The sequence below is a fragment of the Zhouia spongiae genome, assembly GCF_022760175.1.
GTDB classification, from domain to species: Bacteria; Bacteroidota; Bacteroidia; order Flavobacteriales; family Flavobacteriaceae; genus Zhouia; species Zhouia spongiae.
Genome location: NZ_CP094326.1, coordinates 178,981 through 196,414, shown reverse-complemented (window position 1 = coordinate 196,414; position 17,434 = coordinate 178,981). Strand labels below are relative to the sequence as shown.

Sequence of the window (17,434 nt, the reverse complement as noted above, 5' to 3'; positions counted from 1 at the left end):
CCGAAAGTTATTTTTTAGCTTCTGCTCAAAATACAGCCCCTCAAAAGGGAGTCGTATTTGATTGGTTTGCAAAACTAATAATTATAGCAGACTTATGCCCTAAAATACATTTCGAATCTCTGTACAAACAGTTTTAGGAAAGCATTAAGCTATTTTGTAGCTTTGTTTCCTATCTTTAAGCTATGGAGAAGGAATACGTAATTTTAGTAAACGAGAATGATGAACCGATAGGTACGATGGAGAAGATCGAGGCCCATAAAAAGGCTTTGTTACATCGTGCTTTTTCCGTTTTTATTATGAATAAGAAAGGAGAAACCATGTTGCAGCAACGGGCCTTGCACAAGTATCATTCTCCCGGACTTTGGACAAATACCTGTTGTAGTCACCAGCGAGAAGGTGAAAGTAATATCGCCGCCGGTAAAAGACGGTTGATGGAAGAAATGGGGTTTGAAGTTGATAATCTTGAAGAAATCTTCTCATTTATATACAAGGCTCCGTTCGACAACGGGCTGACAGAACATGAACTGGACCATGTAATGATCGGGTATTATGACGAAGAACCTGGTATTGTTCCGGATGAAGTTGCTGATTGGAAATGGATGTCACTGGAGGATGTTAAAGATGATATCCTGGCGAATCCTGGAATTTATACCGAATGGTTTAAGATTATTTTTAATAAGTTCTATACACACTTATTGCAAAACACTTCAAAATGAGAGTGAAAGTAAGCAGGAGGGCCCATTTTAATGCCGCACACAGATTATACAGGAAAGACTGGAGTTTTGAAAAAAACGAACGTGTTTTCGGAAAATGCAACAACCCGAACTTTCATGGCCATAATTATGAACTTATAACGAGTGTTACAGGTGAAATAGATCAGAGAACCGGATATGTGATGGATATTAAGGACCTGAAAGACCTGATAGAAGAAGAGGTCGTTACTGCGTTCGATCATAAAAACCTTAATAAGGATTGTCCGGAGTTTAAAGACTTGAACCCGACCGCCGAAAATATTGTTGTTGTGATCTGGAATAAGCTGAGAAAGCGGATTAAAACAGAATTGGACCTGGAGGTTGTTTTATACGAAACACCCCGAAATTTTGTGTCTTATACAGGAGCATAATGAGCCTTAATATTGGAGATAGAATACCATTGTTTACCCTTGAAGACCAGGACGGGAATCATTTTGATATTAATTCGGTCATGGGTAAGAAGGTATTTGTTGTATATTTTTATCCTAAAGATTTTACGCCGGGTTGTACTGCTCAGGCCTGTTATTTTAGAGACCATTACGAAGAATTTACAGATGCAGGTATACGAGTAATCGGAATTAGCGCTGATAATGTGGCCAAACATGAAAGGTTTGCCAGGAAGTATCAGCTGCCTTTTACATTATTATCAGACCCTGCTAAAGAGGTAAGCAGACTTTTTGGTGTTAAGAACCATTTGTTTGGATTGATACCGGGAAGGGAAACATTTATTTTTGATAAAGAGGGGATTTTATTAACCCGTTTTGTCAGCAACAGGGCTTCACGACATATTAAAGAAGTATTAAAAACAATAAAAAGTAATTGATTTAATAATGAATACGTTATATCCTATAAAATTCACCCCGATTTTTAAAGAAAGACTATGGGGAGGGACCAAGTTAAAAGATGTTTTAGAGAAAGATTCTGAAGGTGATCTTATTGGTGAAAGCTGGGAATTAAGCGATGTAGAAGGAGATGTGTCTGTAATCAGTAATGGTTCTATGGCAGGTAAAACCTTAACGGAAGCTATTGAGATGATGGGAACAGATTTACTCGGGCGGAGTGTGATGGACCGTTTCGGAAAAAAATTCCCGATACTAATCAAATTCATAGATGCAAAACAAGATCTGTCAATTCAGTTACACCCGAATGATAAATTGGCGCAACAGCGTCATAATTCTTTTGGAAAAACCGAAATGTGGCATGTAATGCAGGCTGATCCCGGATCGAGACTTATCGTAGGGTTTAATAAAGATGTGGAAAAAGATGAGTATGTTAAACATCTTGAAGAAAACACCTTGCTGGAATTGCTTAATTATGAGGAAGTTGATACAGGAGATACATTCTTTATCAATACAGGTAAAATACATGCTATAGGAGCCGGAATCCTGTTGGCCGAAATTCAACAGACTTCAGATGTAACATATCGGGTTTATGATTTTAACCGTAGGGATAAAGAGGGAAATACCAGGGAATTGCATACTGAGTTGGCTTTAGATGCTATAGATTATGAAGCTAAGGCCGATTTTAAAGTACATTATACCAAAGAGAAGAACGTTCCGAACGATATGGTTAGCTGTCCGTATTTTACGACCAGTTATATAGATGTGTCAGGGGAACTGGAGCATCAACTAGACAGAGATTCGTTTACTATATATATGTGTGTTGACGGAGAGGTGGAAATAAGCGTGGGAGATTTTAAAGAAATCGTTAAAAAAGGACAAACTGTTTTAATTCCTGCTGCTATTGCTGAAGTTAATCTAAAAGCAGACAACGCAAAAATTTTAGAGGTATATATCTAGAAATTAGCGTATTTTTGCAACCAATATAAAATTAAGTAGTTATGGCGAGTATTAAAAATTTAAAGAAGGATATCAATTTTGTATTCGGAGATATTATTGAAGCTGTTTACATATGGGAAATAGCAGCTAATAAGTCAAACTCTGAAGCCGGGGATGAAATAATTAACGAAGCAATAGAAGGATTCGATGCGTTAATTGCCAAGGTGAATGACAAGTCGGTAGAAAATAGAAAAGCTCATTTAAAGCAGGTTAACAAGGAGTTGGAAGAAAAGGCCAATACACTGGTTGAGAAAATCAATAAACTGAGCTAAAAAAAATATAAAAAGCGTTTGCAAATATGGAATTCAGGTTTATATTTGCAGCCGCAATGCCGATGTAGCTCAGCTGGCTAGAGCAGCTGATTTGTAATCAGCAGGTCGTGGGTTCGAGTCCCTCTATCGGCTCAAGCATTAAATACTAAAAAAGCTTCTCCAAAACAGGGAAGCTTTTTTGTTTTCAAACCAATTACCCGACAATCGGGATTAATCCGGATCATTAATCCTTTTTCTTTTTAAAGCCAGGCGATCCTGCTCTAAGCTGGTAGACTAATCGACTCCGTTTCCGGTTTTCGTATAAGCCTATGGTTTTAGTAAATCCACAATTTCTTTAAAGCCCCTTTTTTGGGCATGTTGGAGAGGGGTAACGCCATCATGGTCGGGAATATCCGGTTTCGCTCCGGCTTCTTTCAATATTTGGACGATTTGTTGATATTTTTTACTGCCGTCTCCCAAAATTACGGCTTCCATCAATGCTGTCCAGCCCAAACGGTTTATGTGATCTATTGGGTAGTTTTTGGTATTTGCCAATAAACGGACTGTTTCCACATGACCGCGTTCACAGGCAGGTATCAAAGCCGAACCGTAATAGCGGTTAAAGACATCGAATTTTGCTCCATTCTCCAAAAATAACCGAACCAGTTCGGTTTGTCCGCTGGCACCGGCATAGAGAAAAGGGCTGTCCAAATTGACAGCCTGCTGATTAACATCTGCGCCGTGTTTTACAAGTAGCCTGGCCATTGCATAATATCCTTTATTGGTTGCTATCAATAACAAAGAACGTTTATTATTATCTTCAGTATTTACTTCAGCGCCATTTTCCAACATTTTTTTTACACTTTGCACGTCGTTTTTGATCACCAGATTGATAATATTCTTTTCTTGTTGTATGCTCATTTCATTTTCTTTTGTAGTTGAATGATACGAAAAAGTTGTAGCAGTGAATATCAGTAAGAACAAGATAGTCTTCATACATTTTCTTATTAAAAAAATTAAAAAACAATATTCCCCTTATAGATTAATGATCGGACAGGTGACATCCGTGAAACCACTTCAGCCGAGCAACCGGCCTCTACCAGTACCACATCAGCGGCATCACCTGCTTTGGGCCATTGTTGTACGCCTTTGTCGTCTAAGGGTGTCGGTCCGGCTGTAGCCAGTTTTAACATTCTGGATAGTCCGAATTCGGTAACCTGCCCGTATAATTGTGCTGCGAGATTAGTTTTGTACAAAACGCTACCGGTACCAAAAGTATTCCAATGATCTACAATACTGTCATTTCCGGTCATGACCTTTACCCCGTGTTTAGTTAAGGTAGGGATGGGCATAATCAAACCACCAAAAGGAATGGTAGAAATAATACCTATTTGTGCGTTAGCTAGTTTTTCAGAAATCTCTTCCTGTTTAGCTTTATCCAATCTTCCCAGGACAAAGCAGTGGCTCAAGTAGGTTTTTCCTTTCAGTTCCGGATTCTCTTGAACCTTATCGATCAGATATTCAACAGTTTTTAATCCAGATTCACCGGTTTCGTGTAAGTGGATATCTATTCCTTTTTGGTTGTCCAGGGCCAGTTGTACCGTAAAATCCATTGTCTTTTCGATGGCTCCGTCAATACTGTATGGATCCAGACCACCTATGAAATCAATATTGGTTTTGGCCGCTTCTTTCATATAAGAAACAGAATCGGTATAAAATACGCCATGTTGTGGGAAAGCTACCAACTCAGCTCCGAAAACGTCCTTTTTATGCTCTAAAGCCTTTTGTAAGTTTTCGAGAGATTTCAGTTTTGATGTTGGCTCAATATTTACATGACTACGGGCAAATGATGAACCTTGAGATTGCAACAGTTCTATCATTTTTTCAGCCTTGTAAGTAGAGCTTTTTAGCATTTCAGGCAACATCTGCTGTTCTAATGCGATCATACCTTTTACACCGCCTCTTCTTCTTTTTACAGCTTGCCATTTATCTCCATAGAAAGTTTTGTCAAGATGGATATGCATGTCCTTAAAAGAGGGGAGCATAAGCATTCCTTTGGCATCTATAGCATTCGTGTCATTATTGTTTGGACTGATCTTTTTAATTTTACCGTCTTCTATTTCTACGGTAAAAAGTCTGGTTCTTGTCGCAATCACTTCACCATCTTCATACTCAAAACCTGTTTCTAAACGTACATTTTTTAAGGTATAACGCTTTTTTGTTTTTATGCTATTTGCCGTTTGGTTCCTACTGTCCGATTGTGCATTCATTAGTGTTGGTGTAAGGGTTAATCCTGCAAAACTCAATGCTGAACTCCTGATGAATTCTTTCCGTGTTATATTGTACTCTTTCATATTTGTTATTAGGTTGATTTGTTTTTCCCTAAGGCAGTCTTGAATCGAAAACTACCTGGTACAAAAATACATAGACATTCACTCCGAACTGATGAAAGATTCCTGTCAATACTTGTAAAATTTATCTTTTTTTTCGAAATGAGGTAGGCGACATTCCGGTTTTGCTTTTAAAAAAATTGGAAAAATAGGCATGGTCTACAAATCCAAGTTGAAAGGAAATTTCTTTAACGGAGAGTGTGGTGCTATGGAGTAGTCTTTTGGCTTCAGTACACAAGCGTATCTGTATCAGGTGTGTAGCAGACACTTTTAAGTGTTTTTTGCATAAAATATTTAGGTAATTGGCAGAAATATGTAGTTTTTCGGCATAAAAGCTAACATATTTTTGTTCCTTGAAGAATTCATCAATCAGCATATTGAACTTTGCAAGCCGGGGATTGGATTGGTAAACTTTGAATTCAGTAAAGATGTTTTCGGCCTCCCTGCTTACTATTGTAGCAATGACTGCTGCACGGGCACTAATGAGTTGTGCAAGGGAGTTTTCCTTTTTCAGTTCGTTTTTAATTGCGTGAAACTCATAAAGCAGCAATTGAAAGGCGTTATCGGTTAGTTGTATTACCGGATGATTTTGATAGTTGGTAAATGAAAACCTGAAGTAAGGTGCAAAGTGTTCGAAAAAGGATTTTTCTATCATGAGCTGATAGCCTACTGTTCCGGCTCTGATCGACCATTTATGCATCTGTCCGGGAAATAATACATGTACTTCGTGGTTGCCGATGGGATAATCTATAGAATCAATATTGTGAAAGCCCTGACCCTGTTCAAAAAGTATGATGATAAAGAAATCATGCTTATGAGGTTTTTCTATATGTCTTTCACCGTACAGTTCATTAAATAAAATTTCATCCCTTCCGGCTGACTGTCCTTTTCGAAACGCCTCGATATTTATGATAGGTATCGAACCTTCTTTATGATTTTGCATAAGCCGGAAATTAAATGTTGCGGGTAGTGTTTAATACAAAACAAACATATTTTTACTCGATCATCGAGATTTAAATGCTCCGACGTTTATCCTTGTGGAATGTTCCTAATGGAGTTTCATTGGACTTGCCCTTGTGGAATGTTCCTAATGGAGTTTCACAGGGCTTGCGTCGAAATGTTTTGCCATGTGCCAGCTGGCTCCATAGCTAAAAAGGTCTACCAGACCTTTTCTTTACGCTTGGCTCTCTCGTGGGCTTGTCCGAGGTTGTTTACTCTTTAAAAAGCTAGCCGGGTTTAGAGGCTTTGAGATTACCTAGAAACCAATATGTTTTATATAAATGCCTCATAAGATTTCTCTGAGAGAGGTATGCTTGTGGAATTTATAAAAAAAATATGGATTAAACAGAAAGAATCCTGCTTAATCCATATTAAATTTAAAACCATAGGTTATTTACCTGAAGTCATCATGGTTCAACATGATTGGTAGGTGTATGTATAATATCGAAATAGATACCTTCATCCTCACTATCAGGAAAAATTCTATATGTAAACTCTTCCATGGTTAATACTGTTATATCAACTACACGAGTAAATAATTCTTCCCCGGCATCATTTTTTGCTATAATGGTACGGGTGGAACCGTCTGCAGAAACAGACCAATCGCCTTGTAGTTTTGGTGAATCGTCAAGATTAAACATTGTAAAGGTACCATCGGTTTTGAAATACGCAAAACCTACAAAGTTAGCAACATTGGGATCTGTCAGTGCTATATTTTCTCCCTCATTGTTTACAGCCCCGGTAGTTTCCCAGGCGGTACTTGCTAATTTTTCACTTGGAGTTAATTTTTCTGTGGTACTGTCATCATCATTGCTACAACTAAGAAGGACCGCACCGGTTAATGTCATGAAAAAGACTGTTGTTAATTTTTTTAAGTGTTTCATTATTACATGTTTTTATGGGGCAAAGAAAGTATATTCGCGCTTGGAAGATTTGTTCTTTTTATGTTTATGCTTGTGATATTTATAACGATACATAAAAGCGGATAATACGAACCTTTTATGTATTTATAAAAATAAGCAGGAGATTTTCTATGTAATAGAAATTAATTTAGAGCGTATTGAATGTGTAGCTTCGCAGTATAATCCGGTGTGCGGAAGAGAGTCACCTGTTTATAAACTGCTGTTTTTTCTTTTTCCAATTTCTTTGTATTGAATAAATTTACTCGATCATCGAGATTTAAATGCTCCGACGTTTATCCTTGTGAAATGTTCCTACAGGAATTTCATTGGACTTGCCCTTGTAAAATGTTCCTACAGGAATTTTATTGGATTTGCGTCGGAACGTTTTGCGATTTCCCCATTTTAATGCCTTGCGAGCTTACTCTGAGGTCTTTACTCTTGTATGCTATCGTTTTGTTTTTCCTGCTCTCGGATGGTTTTAATATAATCGTCTAACTCTTTCCCATACTTAGAATTGGACACTCTTTCTGTAAGGGTGTTGTTGATAGAGTCTAAATATTTTAAACGGGCGTTGTATGTCTCAGTAAGCGCCAGATATGGTGCCAGGTACGAGTCTTTATTGTTAAGAATAAAATTTAATGTGTACAAATATCTTCTTTTGGCATTCTTTTCCGAAAGGTCTTGCAGAGAGTCAAAGGTAACGGAGTCACCTTTCTTACTGGCATTGAGGCTTTCTTTTAAGTAATTGAGGTTTAGATCGGTGAATTTGGAGATCATTTTTTTGTACTCAATCAACTTGTTATGCGATTCGGATCCTTCAACTTTTGCTTCGGCAATAAAATAATTACGGGTGGTATTGATCGTCATTTCTCCCGGTTCGGCGAAGACCTCCAGCAAATCATTGTTCGCAATCCCGTCAGCTTTTTCAAGCGATAGATATATCATTTCAGGGCTTTCGATATAGGTGTTAAATTTAAAATGTGCATCGCCGTCTATAACCATGGAGTCTATCTTTACAAATGTACTGCTGTCTATTTTCTGCAAATACAGGGTTCCTTTTTTCAGGCCTTCTATGTTACCGGTTATATGCAGGTTGGTCTTTTCTTTGCCGCATGCCCCCAGTAGAATGGCTGCAAAAACAGGTGCGAATATCTTTTTCATTGTTTTATAGTTTCAACAAGCTGTTGTTAGGTTCTTAAATATTTCTTAATTCGGTGTCTTGCGACAAAAATATTAGAAATCTTCAGAAAAGTACACAGCTATAAAAACTATTTTTGTCTAATTCTGCATTTTAATATTAAATTGCCCTGAGAATAACCGACGTGTAGCATATGAAAAACATTTTAGTAGTTGAAGACGAACAAAACGTGGCTGCCTTTATAAAAAAAGGATTGGAGGAAGAAGGCTATAACGTTTTTCTGGCATATGACGGTACTACGGGTTTGGCGTTGTTAAAACAAAAGAAAATAGATGCGGCGGTACTCGATATTATCCTGCCTGGAGTTAATGGCCTGGAGGTGGTTAAAGAAATCCGCAAAATGGGTTTTGTCGAAGTTCCGGTTGTAATGTTAACGGCGTTGGGAACAACCGAAAATATTGTTACCGGTTTAGATGCCGGAGCTGATGATTATCTGGTAAAGCCATTTAAGTTTAAAGAATTGCTGGCGAGGTTGAGGGCTTTATCGAGAAGAAAAAATCTTTCGGCCGAAACAGATCAGGTACTTACTATTTCGGACCTTGAGCTAGATCTGGATGCCAAAACGGTTAAACGGGAAGACAGGGAGATAAAACTTACCTCCACCGAATATCGCTTGCTTGAATATTTTATGACAAATAAAGGGCGGGTGCTGTCACGTATCGATATACTGGAAAGTGTTTGGGATATAGGTTTTAATATGGGAACCAATGTGGTGGACGTGTACGTAAATTATTTGCGTAATAAAATAGAAAAAGGCTTTAGGTCTAAACTGATACATACCGTTATTGGTATGGGGTATATAATGAAAGAAGATTATGAAGGTTCGCGATAGAATAACACGAAACTTTACGATGCTTACCAGCTTGTTGCTTATTAGTGTGTTTATACTGATATACTTCTTTGCGCAAAAATATACTCATAATGAATTTTATCTGCGATTGAGTAAACGAGCTACCATAGCTTCGCAGTTTTTGTTTGAGGAAGATGAACTAAACGCTACCATTTACAACGAGATCAGACTTAAACATTTACAAATATTGCCGGAAGAAAAAGAAACGGTATTAAAAGTCGATGTAATTGGCAAGCGGTTAATCGACAAGAACACATTCGATCTGGATGATTCTTTTTATAGGCGGGCTATTGAAAAAGGTTTTGCACAATATCATTATCACCCCAATGAGGTCTTTTATTATGCCCTGTTAAGGAAATACAAGGGCGCACATTTTTTGATCGTCTTGAGCGCCAAGGATATTTACGGAGAGGCGAAACTGACCAATTTGCGTAAAACGCTGGCTATATGCTTCATGATAGGTATTTTACTTACCTATTTGTTTGGCAGGTACTATGCATCCAAAGTCATTAATCCCATATCTGAAATGATCCGTAAGGTGAATAAGATTACGGCAACGAACCTGCACATGCGGTTAGAGGAAAATGACAGTAAAGATGAAATGGGGCAGTTGGCATCTACCTTTAACAATATGCTCGACCGGCTGGAAACATCCTTCGATCTGCAAAGTAATTTTATCAGCAGTGCATCCCATGAGTTTAAGAACCCGTTGACGGCCATCCTGGGAGAAATAGAGATCACCCTTAACCGCGACAGGTCGGGAGAGGAATATAAGAATTCCCTGATCAAGGTTGAGAAGGAGGCTATTCGTCTGGATATACTGGTGAATGGTTTGTTGAAACTTGCACAAACCGAGTTTGACGATAAAGGGTTGATCATTGAAGCTGTCAGAATAGATGAACTTGTTATAGGGGTACAAAGGGACTTTGATAATATTCATCCGGAAAGTAAAATAAATTTTGACTTCTCGGAGCTTCCCTCAGATCCTGACGACCTGGTAGTGCAGGGCAATAAAAGCTTGTTGAGTGTAGCTTTTAATAATATTATAGACAATGCCGCTAAATTCTCTATGAATAAAGGGGTCGTGATTAAAATTTCGGCCAGAGGCGAGAATGTCGTTGTAACCATTATAGATGAAGGGGTTGGGATTCCCCCGGATGAACTCAAAAATATTTTCGAACCCTTTTTCAGGGCATCCAACGTTAGGGGGGTAAAGGGTTTTGGAGTAGGGTTGCCGCTTACTTACAGAATTATAAAACTTCATAGCGGACAATTACATATTACTTCAGAAGTAAATACAGGTACCAGGGTTGAGGTTGTCTTACCGCATCAGAATCAGCATATTATAGTGAGGAAATAAATTTCTAATCCCGCTCTAATCTCTTTTTTAACCACTTCTTAATTCTTCGGTCTATTCTTGCCGTTCAAAACGAGCTATATCATTGTTTTAAGTACAAATACTGCTTGTTATGCCACATTTTGAACGCGAATAAATAAAATAAACTATGAAGAATCTTTTTGGAACCTATGTAAAGGCAGCTAAGTACGACATTCCGTCGAGTATTGTTGTTTTCTTGGTAGCACTCCCATTGTGTTTGGGAATTGCATTAGCATCTGGAGCTCCTTTGTTTGCCGGATTAATTTCCGGTATCGTAGGAGGTATTGTTATCGGGTTGTTGAGTAAATCGAGCCTGAGTGTGAGTGGTCCTGCTGCAGGATTAGTGGTTATTGTATTAAATGCAGTAGATAGTCTTGGTAGCTATGAAGCTTTTTTAATGGCTGTGGTTTTGGCCGGCGTTATTCAGCTGGCATTAGGTTTTCTTAAGGCAGGTATAATAGGACTGTATTTTCCTTCATCGGTAATTAAAGGAATGTTAGCAGCTATCGGACTTATTTTAATCTTAAAACAGTTTCCTTATTTAATCGGTTTTACAGCTGATGCATTCGGAGAAATGAAGTTTTTACAATCAGATGGTAGTAATACATTTTCTGATTTCTTTGCGGCTTTCACACATATGGAAGTTGGAAGTTTGTTAATTGGTATTTTCTCGCTATTGCTGATGATATTCTGGGATAGACCAATAATTAAAAATAATGGATTCTTAAAAAGAATACCGGCAGGGGTTTTGGTAGTGGTTATGGCTATTGTTATCAATCAGTTGTTCGGATTATTAGCCCCTAATTTAGCCATCGATCCTATTCACCTGGTAAGCCTTCCTATAATTTCAGAGATGGAATCGGTTAAGGAGGTATTTACAACGCCAAGCTTTGCGATATTGACAAATCCTGCTGTTTATGTAACGGCGTTTACACTAGCCATTGTAGCGAGTTTAGAAACACTATTAAGTGTTGAAGCTATTGATAAGCTTGATCCATTAAAAAGAAGGACACCACAGAATGCAGAACTTAAAGCACAAGGGGTTGGTAATATAGTTTCAGGTTTAATCGGTGGTTTGCCAATTACAGCCGTAATTGTTAGAAGTTCAGCAAACCTTGATTCCGGAGCGAGAACCAAAATGTCAGCAGTATATCACGGTATTTTATTGTTGGTGGCTGTTGCTATTTTCCCTATGGTTATGAATATGATTCCTTTATCTGCGCTGGCTGCTATTCTTATCATGGTAGGGTTTAAGCTTACTAAACCGTCATTGTATAAGGCACAGTTCTTATTAGGAAAAGACAGGTTTATCCCTTTCTTTGTGACGGTGACATGTATTTTGTTTACGGATCTGCTGGTCGGGATCTTGATAGGGATGTCGGTTGGGATCTTCTACGTATTAAGAGCTAATTATAAAGTGCCTTATTTCTTTAAGGAAGTGAAAGAAGAAAAAGAAAAAGAAAAAGAACCGCTTATTAGGATTGAGCTCAGTGAGCATGTCTCTTTCCTGAACAAAGCAAGCTTACAGCTTACATTTGAGCACTTGCCGGAAAACAGGGAGGTTTTGGTCGACGGATCGAGAACTAAAGAGATAGATTATGACGCATTGGAAGTGATATATAATTTTAAGAATACGGCACACGAAAAGAATATTAAAGTTCATTTTAAAGACATTCCTGAGTTTGGTAAGAATGGAGAAATAAAGCAGAAACCAAAACTGGAAGTGCCTCACAAGAGATTGGTAGGGAATTACAAGAAGAGTGCATAAATTTAATATAGTTAGTTGGTTAGTTAGTATAATTAATAAAACGGCAGTTTATTAATTACAATGGCGAAGAGGGGGCAGTAGGGGGTCATCCTCTTCGCATTTTCCAATTTTTATATCCATTAAAACGAAAAAGAATGAAAAACGTACTGATACCGATAACAGATAAAAAAATAACGATAGCTGACCTGAAAAATACTGTAGACAGGTATAGAAATGAAGCTTTGAATGTCGTATTGCTCTATGTGTCCAGATGTAAAGAGAGGCCTGCAGAATTAATGATCTCAGCTTTGAAAGATACTTTTGAGGATGATGCGCTGGAAGTGTTAATGCCTTTGAAGAAAGGACTGCTGAAAGAATATAGCTACCTGCCTGAATTTACGATTATTACCGATTCTTGCTACAGGAATAAATACGATGCCATTGTAGAGGCGGTAGAAACATATCAAATAGACATAGTGGCCATTACTGAGGAAAAGAAAGCCGGGCTGAGAAAAGCACTGGGACTTAATGAGAAGAGTAAGATTATAAATAAACTACCTTCGGATGCTCAGGTAGTTTTGGTTTAACCAAGTGTGTAAGAAAAAAAGAGGCCGAACTCAGGTAGTTCGGCCTCTTTTTTAGAACTGTATTTCTGATATTTAGTTTTTCATCCACGCATTGCGAAGGGTTATTTGCTTTTCTGAGGCTTTTATATCCTCGACAATTGAAGTTGCTTCAGCCATTGGTGTTTTTGTGTTGCCTTTTAAGGTAATTTCTTTACCATCTCTTTTTACAACAAAAGTAATGTCCTGGTCCGGTTGCCATCCAAATGAACCAATGACCATTTCACGTATATTGTCCAGATTGTAAGCAGTACCATTGATAGATTGAATGATGTCGCCACCTTGTATTCCCAGGTCGGTTAAAAAAGAGTTAAGTTTTGTTTTTCGGATAAAAATTTCTTTAGAGCCCGGGGTTACATCGATGTATGGTATTTGTCCGTTCATCAGATATCCGGTTTCTTGCATCCTGGATGCAAATTCAAGTCCCACTTTGTTTAAGAACTCCGTATAGTCAATAGGGGTGTCTCCGATAACGTGTTTAGTGAAAAACTGTCCTACTTCCGGATAGGTAAGGGAAACTATTTCGTCAATGATGGCATCGTCTTTAAAAGGCCGGTCTTTTCCGTATTTTTCAGAAAGCTGTTTCATAAGCCAGAGAATACCCTTTTCGCCATTACTTTGTTCTCTTATAATGATGTCGACACACATACCTATAAGAGCTCCTTTTTGATAAACATTAATGTAGTTACTCTTGTAAGGTTCTTCTAAAATGTTTTTACTCATCATCGTGAAGGACATATTGTCGTCGTAGTTTTTTGCCGATTCAACTTTTTCGTTGATCCGGTTATAGAACTCCTCGTTGGAAATAAGTCCTTGCTGGATTTGAAAAAGGTTGGCGAAATATTCAGTAACTCCTTCATACATCCAAAGGTGTTCAGACATTTCCGGAGCATTATAATTAAAATAGTGAACTTCTTCCGAGTGTACCGATAAAGGTGTTACGATGTGGAAGAATTCATGCGACACCACATCGATCATTGATTCTGTAAGAGCATCTTTCGGCATGGCTTCAGGTAGTACTACTGTTGTTGAGGTGTGGTGTTCCAATGCTCCGAATCCCGTAGCATCATCATCTTCTCCTGTGCTAAGATAAAGAAGGATGTGATAGTTTTTAGTAGCATTGATGTCCCCTAAAAATGTTTTTTGGGCTTTCATCATGCGCTCCATGTCATCTTTTATGTCTGATGCCTTGTAGATATTATTAGGAGAATAGACAGACAAGGTAACTTCGATGTTATTGACCGTGAAGGTTTCGCTATCTAATTTTGAATACATCACCGGGTTATCAGTAACTTCAAAATAACGGGTTGCGTAAAAAGTATCGGTATTGGCTCTTTCGTCTTTGGAAGCTATTTTCGGTAGCGATGTGGAAGCAACGAATCCATTCGGATGCGTAAAAGAAATCTGGTACGGACGTTGTTCCAGGTTATCAAAATAACCAACCAGCATGTGCAGGTTTAAAAAGAAGTTGGTATTGGCTTCTATGTTGGTTCCTGCGGGAGAAAAAACGGCTTCATCCATTTGAGTTTCCGTATCGAAAGAATCGTTTACCCAATAGGTGACCTTGTCGAGTTTGGCGGCATCCGGGATTTGCCAGGTATTTTTATCAATACGGTTCGATTGCAACAGGTTCCCCTCATAATCAAAAGCCCTGAAGTTGTCTATAAACTGGCCATAGTCGTTATTACTATAGGTGCCGGGAACGGTTTTAGGGATGTAGAAATTAACAGTTGTCGATGTGAACCTTCCCGGATCTACCTCTACTTTAATTTTATCGTTTTGTACATTTACCAAATCTACATTTGCATTTACAGGAAGATTTGTTGCTAAGTCATTTACTTTCGGTCCGCAACTATACAGAATGGAAGCCGCGAGAACAGTAATGAATACCTTTTTCATTTGTGTCTTTTTAGTGTTCTAGTATAATAGTGTTAGTCTGGTCGATATTGTTACAGTATTTAACACTCCTTTAAGTAAATTACCATGAAGCGTCTTAAGCCTCATGCAAGGAGGAAAATGTGTTTGATGTTTTAAACGAATTCCTTTTTGTGATGGTGTCAATATAGGGGTTCAGCTGTGTCTGTCTCAGTCGATGAATAATTCGGCAATATGTTTTGCGACACCATCTTCTTTATGATGAAGTGTTACGGCATTGGCTACGGCTTTAACTTCATCCCTGGCATTGGCTACAGCTACGCCATGACCTACGGCATTTATCATTTCGGTATCGTTGTAATTATCTCCGAAAGCTACAGCGTCTTCGATGGAAATATTAAAATGTTGATCTAGTAATTTTTGGATGCCTGTTAGTTTGGAAACTTGTTTGGGAGCAATTTCAATGTAAGTGTCTTTTGATCGGTACAGGTGTAAATGATTGCCGAATTCGGTACTAAAATACCTGAAGGCCTCTTCTATGAGACGGGCTTCACCCATACAGGTGATTTTATGGGCTCCTTTGTTTGCCGTTTTCCAACTATTTAAGGTTTCTGTGTTAGATCTGATATCCGGACTGACCCTGGTGTTGTTTTCTTCTCTTTTGGCCCAGTAGTCGTACGTTTCAACATACCATTCATTGTTGTTAAACAGGCTGATGTGAAACTTTTCTTCTGAAATGGCTTCGTTATAGTGGATGATGGCTTCTATAAGATTGTTAGGTATTTCGAGGTTATGGATAATGTTATTGCCGGCGATAACCAAAGCCCCGTTATAACAAATAAGCGGCTGATCTTTTACCCCTAACTTGTCCTGTATATAATACATCTGTTTAGGCATTCGCGCGGAAACCAGAACAATGGGGATGGCGTCTTTAATCCGGTTGATTTCAGATATGGTCAGTTCAGATACATCGCGGTTTTTATCCAGTAATGTTCCATCGATATCGGTAAAAATAATTTTGTGCGGCATTATTCCTTGTCTTTACTATGTTTAGGTACTCTGTTCTCTTGTTTCAGAATTTGCATCAGCATCCACTCAATCTGCCCGTTGGTACTGCGAAATTCGTCAGCAGCCCATTTCTCGATAGCTTTGAGCATATCTTCATTGATTCTTAATGCAAATGCTTTTTTCTTAGACATACTATTGTTTAATAAATTCAGCTACGGTTTCCACTAGTTCTGAAGACAGTGCAAAATTAGCAGAATAATACGATTCTTGATTTTCTTTTTCAGTATGTACTTCTTTTAGTACATGGTTCATGTTTTTTATGATGACTAATGTAGCATCTGGTTTGACTTTATATAAGCTTTCTGCATCTTTTACAGTTACTTGTATATCGGCATCTCCCTGTATAATTAGAGTACTTGCTTTTGCATTTTTAATTTCTTCTGTCGGAATATATCTCATCCAACTATTGATGAAAGTAAAGGTTTTAGGGATGAACAAGTTCACTAAGTATGGATTAACCTTAAGTATGGTATCCGTTTCTTTTAACTCTTTAAAATGAGCCTGTACAATAGGGCCAAAGGCTTCACTTTTCTTAGCCATCTGATTTGTAAGCATAACATCTATGCTAGCTGCTGGTCCAGCCAAGGAAATATATTTTTTAACAGCCTTATCTTTTGCAAGCATAGCAGTTAGTGAACCTTGACTGTGCCCGATAAGAATAAGACTAGAGAATCTCTTGTCGTTTTTAAAATGATCGATAACAATCTTAGCATCGTCAACAATATCGTCAAAAACCAGATCATTCAGCATTAGTTTTAGGTTTTCAGGGACTGATGTTCTTTTATCATAGCGATAAAAGGCAATGCCTCTGGTATTTAAACTATCCGACAATAACTTGATATAGTTGGCTTTGGTTTCCATAACAGAAATTTTTTGATTTCCGTTTCTATCTACATTTCCAGAGCCATGAATAAAAATTACCAACGGAAGTTTTTTGTTTGATTCCGGATAACTTAAAGTACCTGGTAGAGAAATAGCGCCATTGGAAAGCGATAGTTCTTCAGTTATTACATTTTGTCCTTTAACCAAAAGACTTGTAAAAATGCATATGTAAAAAATAACATGTTTCATGTTGTTGTTATTCTGTTTCGATAAGTTTCAATAGTCTTTTCTGCTAATTCAGCCTGTTGAGTGCCTATTAACATTCTTTTATTGCTTTTGAGTATGACTTGAATGCCTTTATAACCTCTTATTTTTACAGACTTGCCGTTTATATGCCTTCCGTAGCCGCCAAAATTTTTTATACGGAGATGCTTTTTTACCTCGCAAAAGTTAATTTCTTCCCATTTGATGATTTTCATATTGAGGTGTATAGGGAAAAACTTGTAATGAATACCAATTTCGTCTATTTTGGTTGTTAATTTTACAGAGCGAATAAATATGAATGTGAGCCCGAGTGTAATTATGATAAGCACCAAGGTCATCACAGATTCATGATCGCCACTTCGTAATTTATCTTTTTCTAAGACGAAAGGTGTTAGAGCTCCTGTAAAGACCAGAATTAAAGCAGCATACATCCACCATTGGTTAAATTTTTGCTCTTCGGTAAAGACTTTCATGATC

General features: G+C 37.9%; 19 protein-coding genes and 1 tRNA gene. 10 read left to right on the top strand and 10 right to left on the bottom strand.

The window, feature by feature from the left end:
- Positions 1-182: 182 nt before the first annotated feature.
- From idi to MQE36_RS00875, 6 genes are all read left to right on the top strand, one after another.
- The gene (gene idi / locus MQE36_RS00900; RefSeq protein ID WP_242937331.1) at positions 183-716 is read left to right on the top strand and encodes an isopentenyl-diphosphate Delta-isomerase; all 534 of its coding nucleotides are present in this window, start codon (positions 183-185) and stop codon (positions 714-716) included.
- The gene (locus MQE36_RS00895; protein ID WP_242937330.1) at positions 713-1,123 is read left to right on the top strand and encodes a 6-pyruvoyl trahydropterin synthase family protein; all 411 of its coding nucleotides are present in this window, start codon (positions 713-715) and stop codon (positions 1,121-1,123) included. Before idi ends, MQE36_RS00895 begins: the two co-directional genes overlap by 4 nt.
- Positions 1,123-1,575 (top strand): peroxiredoxin, encoded by a 453-nt coding sequence (locus MQE36_RS00890; protein ID WP_242937329.1) that lies wholly within the window; start codon positions 1,123-1,125, stop codon positions 1,573-1,575. Before MQE36_RS00895 ends, MQE36_RS00890 begins: the two co-directional genes overlap by 1 nt.
- Before the next feature lie 7 nt (positions 1,576-1,582).
- Complete coding sequence (locus MQE36_RS00885) at positions 1,583-2,551, top strand: type I phosphomannose isomerase catalytic subunit (protein ID WP_242937328.1); 969 nt, start codon at positions 1,583-1,585, stop codon at positions 2,549-2,551.
- Positions 2,552-2,592: 41 nt separating this feature from the next.
- Positions 2,593-2,862, top strand: coding sequence for a hypothetical protein (locus MQE36_RS00880; RefSeq protein ID WP_242937327.1), 270 nt, complete (start codon positions 2,593-2,595; stop codon positions 2,860-2,862).
- A 58-nt stretch (positions 2,863-2,920) separates the two neighbouring features.
- A tRNA-Thr gene (locus tag MQE36_RS00875) sits at positions 2,921-2,994 on the top strand.
- Positions 2,995-3,168: 174 nt separating this feature from the next.
- Here the strand turns inward: MQE36_RS00875 and MQE36_RS00870 are convergent.
- The 5 genes from MQE36_RS00870 to MQE36_RS00850 form a co-directional block, all read right to left on the bottom strand.
- The gene (locus MQE36_RS00870; RefSeq protein ID WP_242937326.1) at positions 3,169-3,837 is read right to left on the bottom strand and encodes an ankyrin repeat domain-containing protein; all 669 of its coding nucleotides are present in this window, start codon (positions 3,835-3,837) and stop codon (positions 3,169-3,171) included.
- A 20-nt stretch (positions 3,838-3,857) separates the two neighbouring features.
- Complete coding sequence (locus tag MQE36_RS00865; RefSeq protein ID WP_242937325.1) at positions 3,858-5,195, bottom strand: amidohydrolase; 1,338 nt, start codon at positions 5,193-5,195, stop codon at positions 3,858-3,860.
- Positions 5,196-5,316: 121 nt separating this feature from the next.
- Positions 5,317-6,174, bottom strand: coding sequence for a helix-turn-helix domain-containing protein (locus MQE36_RS00860; RefSeq protein WP_242937324.1), 858 nt, complete (start codon positions 6,172-6,174; stop codon positions 5,317-5,319).
- Positions 6,175-6,637: 463 nt separating this feature from the next.
- Positions 6,638-7,114: a DUF4822 domain-containing protein gene (locus MQE36_RS00855; protein WP_242937323.1), complete on the bottom strand. Its 477-nt coding sequence runs from the start codon at positions 7,112-7,114 to the stop codon at positions 6,638-6,640.
- A gap of 450 nt (positions 7,115-7,564) precedes the next feature.
- Positions 7,565-8,293, bottom strand: coding sequence for a DUF4369 domain-containing protein (locus MQE36_RS00850; protein ID WP_242937322.1), 729 nt, complete (start codon positions 8,291-8,293; stop codon positions 7,565-7,567).
- 170 nt (positions 8,294-8,463) lie between these two features.
- Here MQE36_RS00850 and MQE36_RS00845 point away from each other — a divergent pair, with 170 nt between their 5' ends.
- The 4 genes from MQE36_RS00845 (at position 8,464) to MQE36_RS00830 (ending at position 12,892) form a co-directional block, all read left to right on the top strand.
- The gene (locus MQE36_RS00845; RefSeq protein WP_242937321.1) at positions 8,464-9,162 is read left to right on the top strand and encodes a response regulator transcription factor; all 699 of its coding nucleotides are present in this window, start codon (positions 8,464-8,466) and stop codon (positions 9,160-9,162) included.
- Positions 9,146-10,540, top strand: coding sequence for a sensor histidine kinase (locus MQE36_RS00840; protein WP_242937320.1), 1,395 nt, complete (start codon positions 9,146-9,148; stop codon positions 10,538-10,540). The genes MQE36_RS00845 and MQE36_RS00840 overlap by 17 nt, the downstream gene beginning before the upstream one ends.
- 145 nt (positions 10,541-10,685) lie before the next feature.
- Positions 10,686-12,326 (top strand): SulP family inorganic anion transporter, encoded by a 1,641-nt coding sequence (locus MQE36_RS00835; RefSeq protein ID WP_242937319.1) that lies wholly within the window; start codon positions 10,686-10,688, stop codon positions 12,324-12,326.
- 134 nt (positions 12,327-12,460) lie between these two features.
- Positions 12,461-12,892: a hypothetical protein gene (locus tag MQE36_RS00830; RefSeq protein ID WP_242937318.1), complete on the top strand. Its 432-nt coding sequence runs from the start codon at positions 12,461-12,463 to the stop codon at positions 12,890-12,892.
- Positions 12,893-12,964: 72 nt separating this feature from the next.
- Here the strand turns inward: MQE36_RS00830 and MQE36_RS00825 are convergent, their stop codons facing one another.
- The 5 genes from MQE36_RS00825 to MQE36_RS00805 form a co-directional block, all read right to left on the bottom strand.
- Positions 12,965-14,827 (bottom strand): M61 family metallopeptidase, encoded by a 1,863-nt coding sequence (locus MQE36_RS00825; protein ID WP_242937317.1) that lies wholly within the window; start codon positions 14,825-14,827, stop codon positions 12,965-12,967.
- A 186-nt stretch (positions 14,828-15,013) separates the two neighbouring features.
- Positions 15,014-15,832, bottom strand: a complete 819-nt coding sequence (locus MQE36_RS00820; RefSeq protein WP_242937316.1) for an HAD family hydrolase — start codon at positions 15,830-15,832, stop codon at positions 15,014-15,016.
- Positions 15,832-16,002 (bottom strand): type II toxin-antitoxin system antitoxin, encoded by a 171-nt coding sequence (locus MQE36_RS00815; protein WP_242937315.1) that lies wholly within the window; start codon positions 16,000-16,002, stop codon positions 15,832-15,834. The genes MQE36_RS00820 and MQE36_RS00815 overlap by 1 nt, the downstream gene beginning before the upstream one ends.
- Before the next feature lies 1 nt (position 16,003).
- Positions 16,004-16,942, bottom strand: a complete 939-nt coding sequence (locus MQE36_RS00810; RefSeq protein WP_242937314.1) for an alpha/beta hydrolase family protein — start codon at positions 16,940-16,942, stop codon at positions 16,004-16,006.
- Positions 16,939-17,430: a hypothetical protein gene (locus MQE36_RS00805; protein WP_242937313.1), complete on the bottom strand. Its 492-nt coding sequence runs from the start codon at positions 17,428-17,430 to the stop codon at positions 16,939-16,941. The genes MQE36_RS00810 and MQE36_RS00805 overlap by 4 nt, the downstream gene beginning before the upstream one ends.
- Positions 17,431-17,434: the final 4 nt, after the last annotated feature.